Origin of the sequence: Flavobacterium sp. WC2416 (genome assembly GCF_041200095.1) — a bacterium.
Classification (GTDB): Bacteria; Bacteroidota; Bacteroidia; order Flavobacteriales; family Flavobacteriaceae; genus Flavobacterium.
On sequence record NZ_CP165626.1, the window covers coordinates 687,588 to 702,647 of the forward strand.

Here is a 15,060-nt window from a genome sequence, read left to right on the forward strand (position 1 = left end):
AAACCAGACTGAATTTAAAATTTATTAATTAATAAACCACAACCAGCATGAAAGTACATATTATTGGCGGAGGAAACTTAGGAGTTGCCATCGCAAAAGGATTATCTAAATTTTCGCAAGGAAATCAAATCACCATTACAAGAAGAAACACCGCCAGCATTTTATATTTGGAAGAACAGGGCATAACGGTTTCTACGGATAATACACAAGGAATTCAAGAAGCTGATATCGTTATTTTAACCATAAAACCATATCAAGTAGATGTTGTTTTGGCCGAAATTCTTCCCGTAATTTCCAACAAAGTAATCGCCTCAGCTGTAAGCGGATTGTCAATAGAAAATTTACAAAACAAGATAGGAGCAGGCAATAGCGCCATCCGAATCATGCCAAATATTGCGTCCCAATTTGGTGCCTCAGCAACCTGTATTGCTTTTCATGAAAAAGACAAAGAGAAAGCCGAAAATACGGTCGCTCTTTTCAAAGATTTAGGGACAGCGCCTATAATTGATGAGAAATTAATGGATGCAGCTACAGTACTTGCCGCCTCTGGAACCGCTTTTGCCTTGCGTTACATCCGTGCGTCAATGCAAGCTGGAATCGAAATAGGATTTGACTGGAAAACCGCATTGGCTATCTCAGCACAAACAGTAAAAGGAGCAGCCGAAATGGTCATGGAAGAACAAGTACATCCAGAACAATTAATCGACCGTGTAACTACGCCACAAGGCTGTACCATTGCGGGATTAAACGAAATGGAAATGCACGGATTCAGTTCGTCCTTAATACGCGGAATAAAAACTTCATTGAAACAAATCAAAGGATAATAATTATTTGGGCGTGCCCCAATTAATAAAAAGGGTCTTATCAGCAGGAATGTTGATAAGACCCTTTTTTTAATGGTGTCGAGCTATCCGCGCTACTTCGGTAGCTAGCTTCTATCCCTCACGCAGCCTCGAATGTGTTTTGAGTTTGGTTTTTCAAATCAAAAATCAGCAATCGTTACTCTTTATTCAAAAATCTTTTTTATTACAATTGAGGCAAATCACCATACTCTTTAGTTTTGTTGGCTTTTGTGGTAGTTTTTAAGCCAATTAGCTTAATTAACAATGATTATATTTGTTTCAATGGAGAAACAAAACTACTTTTAATAGTATCATTTGATATTATCGATAAAATCAAATTGCTTTTTTTAATAATAACTCAGGAAGTAACTTATAAATAAGTCAAAAAGTACGCAACCAATTGGATAAATTTGTATCATATTTAAAACAATAATTATGAAAATACCTTTAATATACTTTGCGTTAATTTTCACTTTGTTTAGTTGTTCAACAAGTGAATCGACTATGGTTGCTAATTCTATTGTTGGAAAATGGGATTGGGTTCAATCTAGCGGAGGCATAACTGGAGAAACTACAACTCCAAGTTCCACAAATAAATCCATGAGTGTTGAAATTTCAAAGTCAGAAGTAAAAACCTATGAAAACGGAAATTTAACAACAACTGAATCCTATTCAATTCAAGCTAAAGAATCTATTTTTGGAGGAAAGAAACCAATGTTAGTTTATCTTTCAGGAAAACCTAGTCAATCATTTAGTGTAGAAGGAGCAAAATTGTTTTTGAGTGACGAGTGTTACGATTGTTATCAAATTGAATATGTTAAGCAATAATTTCCTAACTTGGAAATTTATTATTAGAAGTTAACAACAGTAGAATTAAAATGAAAAAAATAACCAATCTTATCCTATTAATCTTAACAACTTCTGTTTCATTCGGACAAAATCCATCCAATGAATATTATAAACTAGTTACTAAAGCAGATTCGCTTTACGAGGCAAAAGACTATTTAAATTCGGGATTGGTATACTCAAGAGCATTTGAAATTAAGGGATGGAAAATTAGAGCCAATGATCGATATAACGCTGCTTGTTCATGGGCATTAGCCAAAGTTCCAGATAGTTCATTTTATCAACTCGAATCAAAGGAAATAAAAAGAAGTTATACAAATTACGATCATACAATTATTGATGAAGATTTAGCATCTCTTCATAATGACAAACGTTGGGCAGCCTTGTTAAAGGAAGTGAAACGAAATAAACTTAAAAAGGAAGCTAAGCTAAATTCTATTTTGGTAGCCGAATTAAAGGCTTTAAATGATGAAAATCAAAATCTTTTAAAGGATATGCCTGAATTTGTAACTAAGAATGGGAGTAATACGCAAAAAATGCTCGCTTTTAATAAAACAATTGACGAGGGAAAGACAAAAATTAAACAAAAAATAGATGCTATTATTGCTAAGGATGGTTGGCCAAGCTCTGATTTATTAGGTTTGAAAGGAGAGTATATTTTATCAGCTCTAGTTATGAGTCTAGATTTAAAAGACAGTAAAAAGTATTTGCCTTTAATTAAGGAGTCTGTTAAAAAAGGAGAGTCAATGCCAGAATATTTGGCAATGTATGAGGATCGATTTCTTACCATGCAAAATAAAAAACAAATTTATGGAACTCAAGTTGGTCAAGATCCACAAACAAAACATATTATATTTTACCATTGACAGATCCAGAGAATGTTGATAAAAGAAGAGGAGAAATATATCTCAGTCCTCTGTCTGAATATATTAAAGTATGGAAAATGAAATGGGATGCGAAGCAATATATAAAAGATTTACCTTCAATAGAAAAAAAACTCGGGAGCCATTATCAATAAAAATTCACTTTTTTTGCATTTAGATAATTAAAATTTAATTCAAAAAGAATGCTAAATTCATTTAGAGAACAACCTTATCTCTACCAGTTAAAGGATTGAAATATTTCGTATATTTCAAAAAAAAGACAAAATGAAAAAAGTATTAATAATTACGTTACTATTTATGGCAAGTTGTGCTACAGTAAATGCCCAAAAAACCCATAATAAACAATTGCTACGTCATGTGGTTATGTTTGGTTGGAATGAAAATACAGATCCTGCATATATCAATAAAGTGGTAGCTGCATTGAGTGATTTACAACATAAAATCCCAGTTATAAAGGCATTCGAATGGGGAACTAATAATAGTCCTGAAAACTTAAATAATGGTTTGACGCATTGTTTTACTTTGACATTTACTAGTGAAGCAGATAGGGATGCGTATCTTATTGATCCAGCTCACAAAGCTTTTGTGGCGCTTTTAAATCCAGCGCCAGATAAAGTGACGGTTTTTGATTATTGGGCTACAAACTAGATTCCCTTATTTATACTATTTTATAATTGGAACTTGATTCTTACAATCCAGCAGACAAATCATGCAATTTCACTATTAAGATTTGTAACTTTGAACAACATTAAATTATAGAACAATGTTGAAACCAGAAAACATTAAAATACTTCATATCGATAGCAATAACCCTATATTATGGGGACAATTGCAAACCCTAGGTTTTACCAATCAGGAGGATTTCACTTCTTCCAAAGAGGAAATTGAAGCCAAAATTCAAGATTATCACGGCATCGTTATCCGTAGTCGTTTCAAGATTGACAAGCAATTCTTAGATAAAGCCACAAATTTACAGTTTATAGCTCGTGTAGGCGCTGGTCTGGAAAGCATTGATTGTGATTATGCCGAAACTAAAAACGTGACGCTTATTGCTGCGCCTGAAGGAAATAGAAACGCCGTTGCTGAACATACTTTAGGAATGATTCTTTCGCTGTTCAATAAACTGAATAGTGCTGATAGAGAAATCCGTTCGGGGCATTGGAATCGGGAAAGCAATCGCGGTCATGAACTCGATGGAAAAACCGTTGGGATTATTGGCTACGGAAACATGGGGAAATCGTTTGCTAAAAAACTACGCGGTTTTGAGGTGGAAGTGTTGTGTTATGACATTTTAGAAAATGTGGGTGACTCCAATGCAAAACAAGTGTCATTAGAAGAATTTAAGCAAAAAGTAGATGTGGTGAGTTTACATATTCCATGGACGCCAGAAACCAATAAAATGGTTAATGCTAATTTTATTAATGGATTCGCTAAGCCGTTTTGGATTATCAATACTTCGAGAGGAAAGAACATTGTTACTACTGATTTGGTTGCTGCTATGCAATCGGGTAAAATTATGGGAGCAGGATTAGATGTGTTGGAATATGAGAAATTGTCTTTTGAAACCTTATTTCAAGAGGAAAACACGCCTGAAGCTTTTCAGTATTTATTAGAAGCACCAAATGTAATTTTGACTCCGCATGTAGCTGGTTGGACCTTTGAAAGTCACGAACGACTGGCACAAGTAATTGTAGATAAAATCAAAGCAAAATATTTTGGAACTCCTGAAAATACAATAGCTGAAAAACGAGTTACAGGAATTGGCGGTATTTTTTTTAAATCTAAAAATCCAAAAGAACTAGTGGCTTGGTACGGAAAGTATCTTGGGTTAAAGACAGATGACTATGGATCCACTTTTTGGTGGAAGGACAACAAAGGGCTAGATTGTTCAACACAATGGTCTCCGTTTGCAAATGATACTACTTATTTTGCGCCAAGCGAAAAACAATTCATGCAAAACTTTAGAGTCGATAATCTCGAGAAGCTGTTGTTGCAATTAAGACAGGAAGGTGTGACAGTGGTAGGCGAAATGGAATCGTACGATTATGGGAAATTTGGTTGGATTGTAGATATCGAAGGAAATAAAATTGAACTTTGGGAGCCTATTGACAGTGTTTTTAAATAAAATTTAATACTTTTAATACTCGAAATCAATTAATTATAGTTGTCATGGAGCATTCAAAACAAGAACATTGGAACAATCCGCAACCAGTAGAAGAAGACAATAAAAGGCTAGCGGCAGGATTATTAGCGATACTTTTAGGTCCGTTTGGGATTCATAAATTTTTATTGGGATATACTTCCGAAGGAATTATTTGGTTGGTCATTAGTCTTTTTACACTTGGATCTGTTACAGGATTATTAGGGGTAATTGAAGGCATTATTTATTTAACAAAATCAGACGAGGAGTTTTATCAAACCTATCAAGTACATAAAAAAGGGTGGTTTTAAGACATAAAAAAAGTCTCAACATTGTCGAGACTTTTTTTATACTTATATATAGAAGCCTTGTTTTTTAATCTTCCTTATCGACCAGTTTTCTTTCGAGTTCTGCTTGAAACTCTTCCATAACGGGTTTCATTGTGCTTTCAGGAATATCAGCAATTCTAATGTACATTAATCCATCAACAGCATTGTTGAACAAGGGATCTACATTGAAAGCCACTACTTTCGCATTTTGCTTAATGTATTTTTTGATCAATACCGGCAAACGTAACACACCAGGCTCAAGCTCATCAATAATTTTATCAAATTTATTTAAATCCGATTCGGCTTCGTCAAAAATGAAATCTTTATCGGCGTCTTTTAGTTTTACTTTATATGCTTTCTTTGGGTGGATGTATTGTGCAATGTAGGGATCGTAATAATTTGATTTCATAAACTCAATCATCAATGATTTAGAAAAATCTGAGAATTGATTGCTAATACTCACACCGCCAAGCAAGAATTTGTGCTCTGGAAAACGCAAAGTCGTATGAATAATTCCTTTCCATAATAAGAAAAGAGGCATTGGTTTTTGTTGGTATTCTTTGATGATAAAAGCCCGGCCCATTTCGATAGATTTAGACATCATATCATGCAACTCAGGTTCAAAACGGAAAAGTTCATTCAAGTAAAAACCTTCCATTCCGTATTTTGGATAAATTTCAGAACCCAATCCCATTCTATAGGCACCAGCAATTTTCTTAGCATCTTCATCCCAAAGGAATAAATGATGGTAATATTGGTCAAATTTGTCTAAATCAATAGATTCATTTGTTCCTTCACCTACTTCTCTAAAAGTGATTTCTCTCAAGCGGCCAATTTCATGAAGAACATTAGGTATTTTGCTTGCTTCCGCAAAAAAGACTTCGTAGTTTTTACTTTGTAATAGTCGGCAATCCGTATCTCTTAACGCATTTACTTCGGCAATCATTTTTTCTCCATTAGCAGGAGTAACGATTTCTTTTGGACTTTTTGGTATTTTTAAACTTGGCGTATTCAGTAATTTACTTTCCTTTTCAAATGGATTAGCTAACATATATGTTTTCTTTCTCAAGAATTCAGAGTAGGCTTCTATCGATACATGCTCGTTTTGCTCCGCTACCGAAATAGGTTTTCCAATACGCACTTTTATCACACGATGTTTTTGGCTAAAAACTTCTGAAGGTAGTTTAGCCGTGCGGAACGTGTCGCTAATTTTAGAAAGAAGATAAAAAAGTCTGCTGTTTTTAGCATGAAAATAAATTGGTACAACAGGTACTTGTGCTTTTCGAATTACTTTTATAGCTCCTTCTTCCCATGGCTTGTCCACCATGAGTTGCCCGTCTTTATAACTGGAAACTTCTCCAGCCGGGAACATTCCTAGAGGTTTTCCGTCACTTAGGTGGCGTAATGTCTCCTTAATTCCTACCACGCTTGATTTGACATCCTTATGGTTTTCAAACGGATTAACAGGCATGATGTAATCTTTCAAAGGGGCAATACGATGCAAAAGAAAATTAGCAATAATCTTGAAATTTGGTTCTCTTTCGAGCATTAATTTCAATAACAAAACACCATCAATTCCGCCTAGTGGGTGGTTTGAAATGGTGATATAAGCGCCCTCTTTTGGCAATCGTTTTAAGTCTTCTTCTGGAATTTCGAATTTTATTTGTAGATCGTCGATAATAGCATTTAAGAACTCTACGTCCTTTAAATGTTTGTTGCTATCATAAAATTTATTAAGAGTAGAAATTTTTAACACTTTCATTAATAACCAACCCGTAAAAGTTCCTAAAACTCCGTATTTTTCAGCATTTATTGCTTTTGCAACTTCTTTGGCGGTAACTAAACCCATTTACTTTTGTTTTTGAGCGAAAAACAAAGATAGAAAAAAACTCGATTAACTACTCATTCAGGCATCGGATTTTCTTGTTATTTATAGGTTAAGCTTTTTAATTTTTAGTATTTTTGGAAATCAAAATTTTATATAAATGAAGATTATTTCTTATAATGTAAATGGAATTCGTGCAGCAATTTCAAAAGGATTTATAGATTGGTTGCAACAAGCTGATCCCGATGTGATTTGCTTGCAGGAAATTAAGGCAACACCTGAGCAACTTCCATTGTTGGATTTTGAGCTTGCGGGTTATCCCTATCATTATTGGTTTCCTGCTACTAAAAAAGGATACAGTGGTGTGGCGATTTTATCGAAAATAAAACCAAACAATGTCGTTTTTGGTACAGGAATTGAGCACATGGATTTTGAAGGACGTAATCTACGTGTTGATTTTGATGATGTATCAGTAATGAGTTTGTATTTGCCATCAGGAACAAATAGCGAAAGGTTAAGTCATAAATTTATGTTTATGGATGACTTTCAAAATTATATTACGGAATTGAAAAAGGAAATTCCAAACTTGGTGATTTGTGGAGATTATAATATTTGTCATGAAGCAATAGATATTCATGATCCGGTTAGGAATAAAAAAACATCTGGGTTTTTACCCGAAGAGAGAGCTTGGCTTGATGCATTTTTAAAAAATGGATTTATTGACAGTTTTCGTTTTTTAAACAAAGAACCTGATAATTATACGTGGTGGACTATGCGTTTTCCTACTGCAAGATTGAATAATAAAGGTTGGCGTATTGACTATTGTTTAGTGAGTGAACCATTAAAAGACAGAATAAAAAGAGCACTAATTTTACCCGAGGCAAAACATTCTGACCATTGTCCCGTTTTAGTAGAAGTAGAATAGATTTTAAAATAAAATACAACTTAATCTTTAAATTATAAAAATGATAAAAAGAATCTCAATTGGATTATTAATTATGGCACTATCCACTTCTTGTGTGTCTAAGAAAATATATACGGATTTAGAAAACAAGTATACCGACTTAAAAAAGGAAAACAGAACCTTATCGGATGATAAAGATGCGTTGCTGAAAGATAAAAATCAGTTGGAACTGGATCAGTCTGCGTTAAAAACAGATTTGGATAAAGTAAAACAAGAGCGCGATAAATGGCTTGCAGAGAACAGTGCTTTACAAAGTAAAATGGATCTTTTGCAAGAATCGTATAAAGCATTAGAGAAAAACAGTAATGAGGCTTTGCAGGCTAACATGGGTAAAAATCGTGATTTATTGGCTCAACTGGATGCTAAAGGAAAAGCTTTGGCGATAGAACAAGAACGTTTAAATAAAAGTTCGCAACGTTTGCAAGAAATGGAATCTTTGATTGCTGCCAAAGAAGCGGCTATGAAAAAGTTGAAAGAAACATTGTCTAAAGCGTTAAACAGTTTTGAAGGAAAAGGATTGACGGTAGAGCAAAAAAACGGAAAGGTGTATGTTTCTATGGAAAACAAATTGCTTTTTAATTCTGGTAGTTATTCAGTAGGTGCCGAAGGAAAAAAAGCGGTAGTAGAACTAGGAAAAGTTTTGGGTGACAATCCAGATATTTCGGTTTTGATTGAAGGACATACGGATGATGATGGTTTTTCTAGCTCAGGACCAATTGCTAATAACTGGGATTTATCAACTAAAAGAGCAACTGCAATTGTGGCTATTTTGAGTGAAAACAAAGCAATCAACAAGCAAAATCTTACGGCTGCAGGAAGAGGAGAGTTTTCTCCACTCGCTAGTAACGCTACCCCTGAAGGGAAAGCGAAGAATCGAAGAATCGAAATTATTCTTACTCCAAGATTGGATGAAATTGCTGAAATGTTGAATGAAATCAATTAAAAAAGAAACAAATATTTAAGATTGAAAGGTTCAGAGTTTTTACTTTGAACCTTTTTTTATTGGTGTAAACGTTTCTAAAAGATCTGTTAATACCTTCTGACAACTCCACTAATAAAATTTACCTTTGTATCTTTATCTTTTAAAATTACAATAAATGAAATATACTACTTTACCCAATACCGATATAAAAGTCAGCAAAATTTGCCTTGGAACAATGACTTTTGGAGAGCAAAACAATGAATTAGAAGGTCATGCGCAAATGGATTATGCTCTGGAACAAGGTGTTAATTTTTTTGACACGGCCGAAATGTATTCCGTTCCAGCACGTCAAGAAACATACGGAAGTACAGAGAAAATTCTTGGAACTTGGTTTAAAAAATCAGGAAAAAGGGAAGACATAGTTTTAGCGTCTAAAATTGCAGGACCCAATCCTAATTTCACTTACATGCGTGAAAAAAATGATTTTTCGCCTGCAAGTATCAAGTATGCATTAGACAATAGCTTAAAGCGTTTACAAACCGATTATATCGATTTGTACCAATTGCATTGGCCAGAACGCAAAACCAATTATTTTGGGCAACGCGGGTTCACGTTACAAGACGATCAATGGGAAGATAATATTCATGAAGTTTTAGAATCCCTTGACGGATTCATTAAAGAAGGAAAAATTAAGCACATTGGACTTTCTAACGAAAATGCTTGGGGAATCATGCGTTTCTTAGAGGAGAATAAATACAATAACTTGCCAAGAGTAAAAACAATTCAAAATCCATATTCGTTATTGAATAGACTTTTTGAAAGTGCTTCTGCTGAGGTTTGCGCAAGAGAAAACATAGGTTTGTTGGCATATTCGCCTATGGGATTTGGTGTATTGTCTGGTAAGTTTTTAACCGGTGAAAAGCATCCTAATTCAAGGTTAAGCTTGTTTCCACAGTATTCAAGGTACAGTAGTGAACAATGTACGCAAGCAACAAAATTATACCAGGAAATAGCACTTAAAAATGGCTTGACCTTAACAGAACTTGCTTTGGCTTTTGTTGAACAACAGCCTTTCTTGACCAGTACTATAATTGGTGCTACTACAATGGAGCAATTAAAAGAAAATATTGATACAATTAACGTAACATTATCGGATGAGGTCTTGCAAGCAATAAATGAAGTTCAGGCTATTATACCTGATCCGGCGCCCTGATTTTTAATTGTAATATTTTTTATGCAAAGCCTACAAAAAATTTCTTTGTAGGCTTTTTTTATGGAATTCAAAAATCAGTACTATCTTTAGGTCTTTTTTGAGAGTTTTACGGAGATTTTAAAACTCAAATTCATCACTCACTTTCAATGAATCGACAGGAATAGTATCTCTTACTTTTAATCGAATAAGTGATTTTGCAGGACCAGAAATTACGATGGGAAGTCTTTTGTAAATAGTGTCCTCAATAGGAATTAACCCTCTTCGTATCATTATATTCGTTAAGAAGGAGACTTGTTTGTTAGCGAAATCTCTCAACTGCCCTTGGTCATTAAACTGGTACATGAATTTTTTTGGACTTGGAATAATTCGCGCCAGATACAAACATTCATTTAAGGTAAGTTCAGCAGGAGTTTTTTGAAAATAATAACGACTTGCTTCTCCAATTCCATACACATTTGGTCCCCATTCGATTATATTAAAATATACTTCAAGCATGCGCTCTTTGCTTGCAATTCGGTTATTTTCTAGGATATAAACCAATAGGATTTCTTCCAGTTTTCGGGAAACCGTTTTTTCTCTTGTAAGAAAAACATTTTTTATTAATTGCATGCTAATGGTACTGGCGCCTCTAGAAAATTTCTTGGTTTTTATATTTTTTACAATGGACTGTTTGAATGCTTCATTAATAAAACCATGGTGAGAAAAGAAAGAAGGATCTTCCGTAGTTAACACACATTTTCTTAAGTAAGGCGAAATTTGATCCAGTGGGGTATAATTGGGATTGGCATTTCCTACTAATACAGGACGTTGTAAAACATCATTAATGATAGCTCTATAGACAAATTCACCATTGAGTTTGTTGAGATTGGCTTCGCCATATTTTGTAATTTTTAAATTTTCTTTTTTCAAATTGCTATCAAAAACAAGTTGGTCTGGTTTGTTTTTGTTGAATTTAAAATTTAATTTATAATCAAATGTTCCTTCGGCTTCCATTCCTTGAAAATGAGTAAACAAACCGTCAGGAAGAGACGAGATGAAGTCTTGTGCTTTCATCTTTGGGATGTTTACTTTGAGTTTGTAAATCGTATCCAATTCAGTTTCATACGCTACATAGGGATGAAATTTTATGGCATTAAACTGTGCTGTAGAACTACTGTCTATCGAAATAAAATCGGAACCTAAAAGCAAACGGTAGTCAAAGCGAGCGTTTTTTATAAGGACATCTTTACTGGCAATTTTTGGGTGATTGATTCTTAGATTGGTAATCGAAGTGAAGCCGTCAATATGCAGTTCTCCTCCACTTTTATCAATATTTTCAATGTTCAATCGGATGGAATCAAAACTTGATTTTAAGTTATAACGCTCGTCAAAATAAGGCACTTTTATGGCACCAGTATCAATATTAAAAAACTGAAGGTCTGCTTTTTTATTTCGAGGATCTGCGTAGCCTTTGATTTTCCATCGTTGTGCAAATGTGTTGGTTTGTACATTTATCGATGTCTCTATTTTAGTATTTTCCAACACTAATTTTTTGATGTCAATAGTAGCTTTTTTTCCGTTGTCATCAAGTTTAAATTTGAGATTCTCAATTTTCATATCCGTAGGAATTAGATTGAGTGCTTTGGAAATAATGCGATACGCAAAGGCTGCATAATCTCGTTTTTCACCAGTACGTATATCGGTACTGTCTTTCTTTAAAAAGGCGGCAAAGTTTTTCACTTTTCCTTTTTGGACTAGTTGTACTAATCCATTGTTTATTTTTAAAGTCCCTAGTTGGATGTCTCCTAAAAATAGATGCCAAAAGTTAATACTGGTTTGCATTTTTTGAATCGTAAAGAGGGTATCTGCATTTTTTGGGACCAATGTTAATTCATTTACTTCTAATCCTGTTAAACCTGTAAAAGAAGCTTTTTTTATGGTTAAGTTACAATTGTATTTCTGTTCGATTTTAGTAGAAACTTGCGCTATGGATTGTTGTAAAAGAGAATCTCGGAATAGATAAAAAAGACAAAAAAGAACCACAAACAAGGCAGCAATTATTTTTACTGCAATCATTATCTTTCCTTTTTTGGTTTTCATGGATATCATTATTTTTTTATAAATAAATGGCTAATTTAAATGAATAGTTTGAATTTTAGCCTAAAGCGTTATAATCTTTTAGGCATATAAAAGCCACAATGATTTGAATTGTGGCTTTGTTAAATAAATTTTATTGAATAGATAATTAATGTGGTTCACTATAGAATTTTTTGACTTTGGCAACAATCTGATTGGAAGTCATATTATCTGATGTTTCCACAGATTTTAATTTTCCGTTACTGGTTAATTTGTCATCATTGATTTTTTGTTGTAGTTTAATCTTGGTTTCAGCTGGACCAAAAAGATAAAGCTCGTCTGATTCTTGAACAGAGTTAACAACATCTTTAAGAAAATTATTCATTTGATGTTTTTTTCTTTCTTCAAAAGTCTTGTCCGAATTAATGTGTTGGTTTCCTTGAAAACTTCCTTTGTCTCCCTCTTTATCATGATACACTTTGTTTTCTAAATTCGATTGAATTTCACATATAAACTCCTTACCATCATTCAAAGTCACTATGATTGCTTTTGTTGAGTCAATCCAAATACCAGTTTGCTTTTTCATGTTTTTTTAATTTTAAATTATATTGATTTTTTTAATCCTTTTTAATTTTTTAACAAAGACATTATATATTTCAATTAGTAGTTTTCTTGTAGAATAGCAATCAATTTACTGATTAAAACATGTTCGGATTTATTTTTACCCGAAAATGATTTTGCAATAGCTTCAGCAGTTTTTAAAATTAATTCTTTAATGGTGGTCGTAAATAAGTGTTGATGCTCTTCTCTAAAAATTTTAAAATCAAAAAAAACGTTCTCTATGTCCCACTGGTTGTTAATTAACCAATCAAATACGATTTCAATTTGGTAGCCCGAATCAGAACCGAATTCATCAAATGTGTTTTCTAAAGGAAGCCATTCTTTCTGGACGATTTTTTTTAATTGATTTATCTCTTCTTTTCGAATGGTGTTATCCGCAGCTGCAATACAATAAAATAGTTTGCCAAGTAGCTGGTAGAAACGTACCATTGTTTTGTCGGATGGTTCCATGTTAGAGCCCTTTAAGTATTTTTTTTTCAGAATTATAAATTTACAAAAAAACAATGGTAATAAAAATATAAATTATAGTTAAATACTTGTAAGTGAGTGCTTTTGAATTTAATTCTAGAGGTTGTATTACATTTAATTAGGTATAAAAAAAGAGGACACCCTTTTAAGGACATCCTCTTTTTTTTAATATATTTTAAACTTATTTTTTTGAATATTCTTTGTCTAAAAATAAATAGCGGGCATCATTTTCAGTCTTCTTTGATTTTGAATTGACATCAATAATCATAATTTCAGGTTGCTCTTCATTTTTTGCCATAGGCCATTTTGGAAGTCCATCCCCGTTTGGATTACCCGTTTTTATAAAGTTAGCAAAATAATTCATCATAGTTTCTGAAACTTTATAATCATCTTCCGACCATGCATAATCTTTATTACTGCTTAAATTTCCCATAGCATATTCAATTTCAGCCGAGTGAACAGCGCCTTTTGGGATTGGTGCCTTTGGGGTATTTGAGTTTTTCTTGATCACACCTCCAGCAAGACCAGCTTCTAGACTGTTGTCTCGCATTTCTGGTCTTGGGTGGGTATAATAGTAGCGATAGATAGGTTGCGTGCTGTTTTTTCGATGTAAATCATACCATTTCCAAGTGCTGTAAGCAATAAAACGGTCACCAGCTAAATCAGTTGCTGATTGTTCCGTTACTTCTACAGTACCTGCAGGATATAATTGAAGCACTTGATCTGCTTTGTCAGGATACAGTTCTTTTACTTTCTGGATGTAGGTTTCATTATTGATGTCTTTACCCATTGTTAATGCTTTGTAGGTCATTTCTTCGGAGTTCCATCCTACTAACAAAGGAATCATTGCTTGTTGTTTAGCCTCAAAGATTTCAGGCAGTAATTTGGGTAAAAAATAACCATCTATTGTGGTTTTGAATACGCCTAAACTTGTTCCAAGTGATTTTTGATATAGTTCAAAAGTGGACATAGCGCGGAGGTCTTTTAAAGTAGAAGCACCGATTTTATGTGCAAAATCAAGGCCTGTTTTTTCAGCTTCAGCTAAAGGTACAGGTGCTAAAGTAGGATAAATAGAACCACCACTTTCGCCAATAGCTCCTGCAATAAGACCTTTGGATAATGGGGAAGCCATTTGTGCACTCACAGCAATAGAACCTGCAGATTCTCCAGCAATAGTTACTCGTTTTGGATCTCCGCCAAATTTTGCAATATTAGCTTGAACCCATTTCAAGGCTGCATTTTGATCTAATAGGCCGTAATTTCCAGAAGCGTGATTGGGAGATTCTTTGGTTAATTCTGGATGAGAGAAAAAGCCCCAAATTCCTAATCGATAATTTACAGTTAAGGTTACAATTCCTTTCTTGGCCATGTTTTCTCCATCATATCTATTTTCTGATCCATCACCAGCGGCAAATCCTCCACCATAAAAATAAACTAAAACGGGTAATTTATCAGTTGATGTTTTTGCGGGTGACCACACATTAAGATAAAGACAATCTTCACTCATTCCATCACTTCTAAAACCCATATCACCAAAAACATTAGATTGGATTCCTCTTGGTCCAAATTTTTTGGTTTGTCTTATTCCGTTCCAGTTTGTTACTGGTTGAGGTGCTTTCCAACGCAAATTGCCTACTGGTGGTTGTGCAAATGGTATTCCTTTGAAACTTTGAATATTAGTTTTTATATCAAATTCACCTTCAATAATTCCATTTGTGGTGGTTATCTGAACAGGGAAGGCATTTTGATTTTCGGCATGTTGTGCTTTTGAAATTATAGGTGCTACAAGTAATAATATCCCTATACAGGTTTTTTTTAGATTCATATTTTTAGTTTTTTAGTATATTTATTAGTTCGTAAAAGATATAAATAGTTACAAGAAAAAAACTAAATATTGTGTTTAAATTGTTCGTTTTTTGAGCTTTATTGTGAAAAATGATTTCAATTAGTT

General features: G+C 33.7%; 13 protein-coding genes and 1 pseudogene. 9 read left to right on the forward strand and 5 right to left on the reverse strand.

All coding sequences use genetic code 11. The features are described from left to right. The first annotated feature begins 47 nt into the window (after positions 1-47). The 6 genes and pseudogenes from proC to AB3G39_RS03035 all read left to right on the forward strand — a co-directional run bounded on the left by proC (position 48) and on the right by AB3G39_RS03035 (position 5,023). Entirely contained in the window at positions 48-824 is a 777-nt protein-coding gene (gene proC, locus AB3G39_RS03010) for a pyrroline-5-carboxylate reductase (RefSeq protein ID WP_369769676.1), read from the forward strand. 453 nt (positions 825-1,277) lie between these two features. After that, complete coding sequence (locus AB3G39_RS03015; protein WP_367755929.1) at positions 1,278-1,670, forward strand: hypothetical protein; 393 nt, start codon at positions 1,278-1,280, stop codon at positions 1,668-1,670. A 50-nt stretch (positions 1,671-1,720) separates the two neighbouring features. Continuing rightward, positions 1,721-2,554: a hypothetical protein gene (locus AB3G39_RS03020; RefSeq protein WP_369769677.1), complete on the forward strand. Its 834-nt coding sequence runs from the start codon at positions 1,721-1,723 to the stop codon at positions 2,552-2,554. 282 nt (positions 2,555-2,836) lie between these two features. Beyond that, entirely contained in the window at positions 2,837-3,220 is a 384-nt protein-coding gene (locus tag AB3G39_RS03025) for a Dabb family protein (protein ID WP_367755925.1), read from the forward strand. 115 nt (positions 3,221-3,335) lie between these two features. Beyond that, positions 3,336-4,286 (forward strand): annotated as a pseudogene (locus tag AB3G39_RS03030) (2-hydroxyacid dehydrogenase); the annotation flags it as partial. 455 nt (positions 4,287-4,741) lie between these two features. Then, positions 4,742-5,023 (forward strand): TM2 domain-containing protein, encoded by a 282-nt coding sequence (locus tag AB3G39_RS03035; RefSeq protein ID WP_367755923.1) that lies wholly within the window; start codon positions 4,742-4,744, stop codon positions 5,021-5,023. A gap of 64 nt (positions 5,024-5,087) precedes the next feature. Here AB3G39_RS03035 and AB3G39_RS03040 read toward each other — a convergent pair whose 3' ends face one another. Continuing rightward, entirely contained in the window at positions 5,088-6,890 is a 1,803-nt protein-coding gene (locus AB3G39_RS03040) for a GNAT family N-acyltransferase (RefSeq protein WP_367755921.1), read from the reverse strand. 136 nt (positions 6,891-7,026) lie between these two features. Between AB3G39_RS03040 and AB3G39_RS03045 the strand changes: the two genes are divergently transcribed. The 3 genes from AB3G39_RS03045 (at position 7,027) to AB3G39_RS03055 (ending at position 9,965) form a co-directional block, all read left to right on the forward strand. After that, entirely contained in the window at positions 7,027-7,791 is a 765-nt protein-coding gene (locus tag AB3G39_RS03045; RefSeq protein ID WP_369752769.1) for an exodeoxyribonuclease III, read from the forward strand. A 40-nt stretch (positions 7,792-7,831) separates the two neighbouring features. Continuing rightward, positions 7,832-8,773: an OmpA family protein gene (locus AB3G39_RS03050; RefSeq protein WP_369752768.1), complete on the forward strand. Its 942-nt coding sequence runs from the start codon at positions 7,832-7,834 to the stop codon at positions 8,771-8,773. 154 nt (positions 8,774-8,927) lie between these two features. After that, on the forward strand, positions 8,928-9,965 hold the full coding sequence (locus AB3G39_RS03055; RefSeq protein WP_369765984.1) for an aldo/keto reductase: 1,038 nt from the start codon (positions 8,928-8,930) through the stop codon (positions 9,963-9,965). A gap of 117 nt (positions 9,966-10,082) precedes the next feature. Here the strand turns inward: AB3G39_RS03055 and AB3G39_RS03060 are convergent, their stop codons facing one another. The 4 genes from AB3G39_RS03060 to AB3G39_RS03075 form a co-directional block, all read right to left on the reverse strand. Further along, positions 10,083-12,044, reverse strand: a complete 1,962-nt coding sequence (locus tag AB3G39_RS03060) for a transglycosylase domain-containing protein (RefSeq protein WP_369765985.1) — start codon at positions 12,042-12,044, stop codon at positions 10,083-10,085. A 145-nt stretch (positions 12,045-12,189) separates the two neighbouring features. After that, entirely contained in the window at positions 12,190-12,606 is a 417-nt protein-coding gene (locus tag AB3G39_RS03065) for a hypothetical protein (RefSeq protein WP_369765986.1), read from the reverse strand. 74 nt (positions 12,607-12,680) lie between these two features. After that, positions 12,681-13,091: a hypothetical protein gene (locus AB3G39_RS03070; protein ID WP_369765987.1), complete on the reverse strand. Its 411-nt coding sequence runs from the start codon at positions 13,089-13,091 to the stop codon at positions 12,681-12,683. 199 nt (positions 13,092-13,290) lie between these two features. Further along, on the reverse strand, positions 13,291-14,934 hold the full coding sequence (locus AB3G39_RS03075) for a carboxylesterase/lipase family protein (protein ID WP_369765988.1): 1,644 nt from the start codon (positions 14,932-14,934) through the stop codon (positions 13,291-13,293). Positions 14,935-15,060 lie beyond the last annotated feature (126 nt).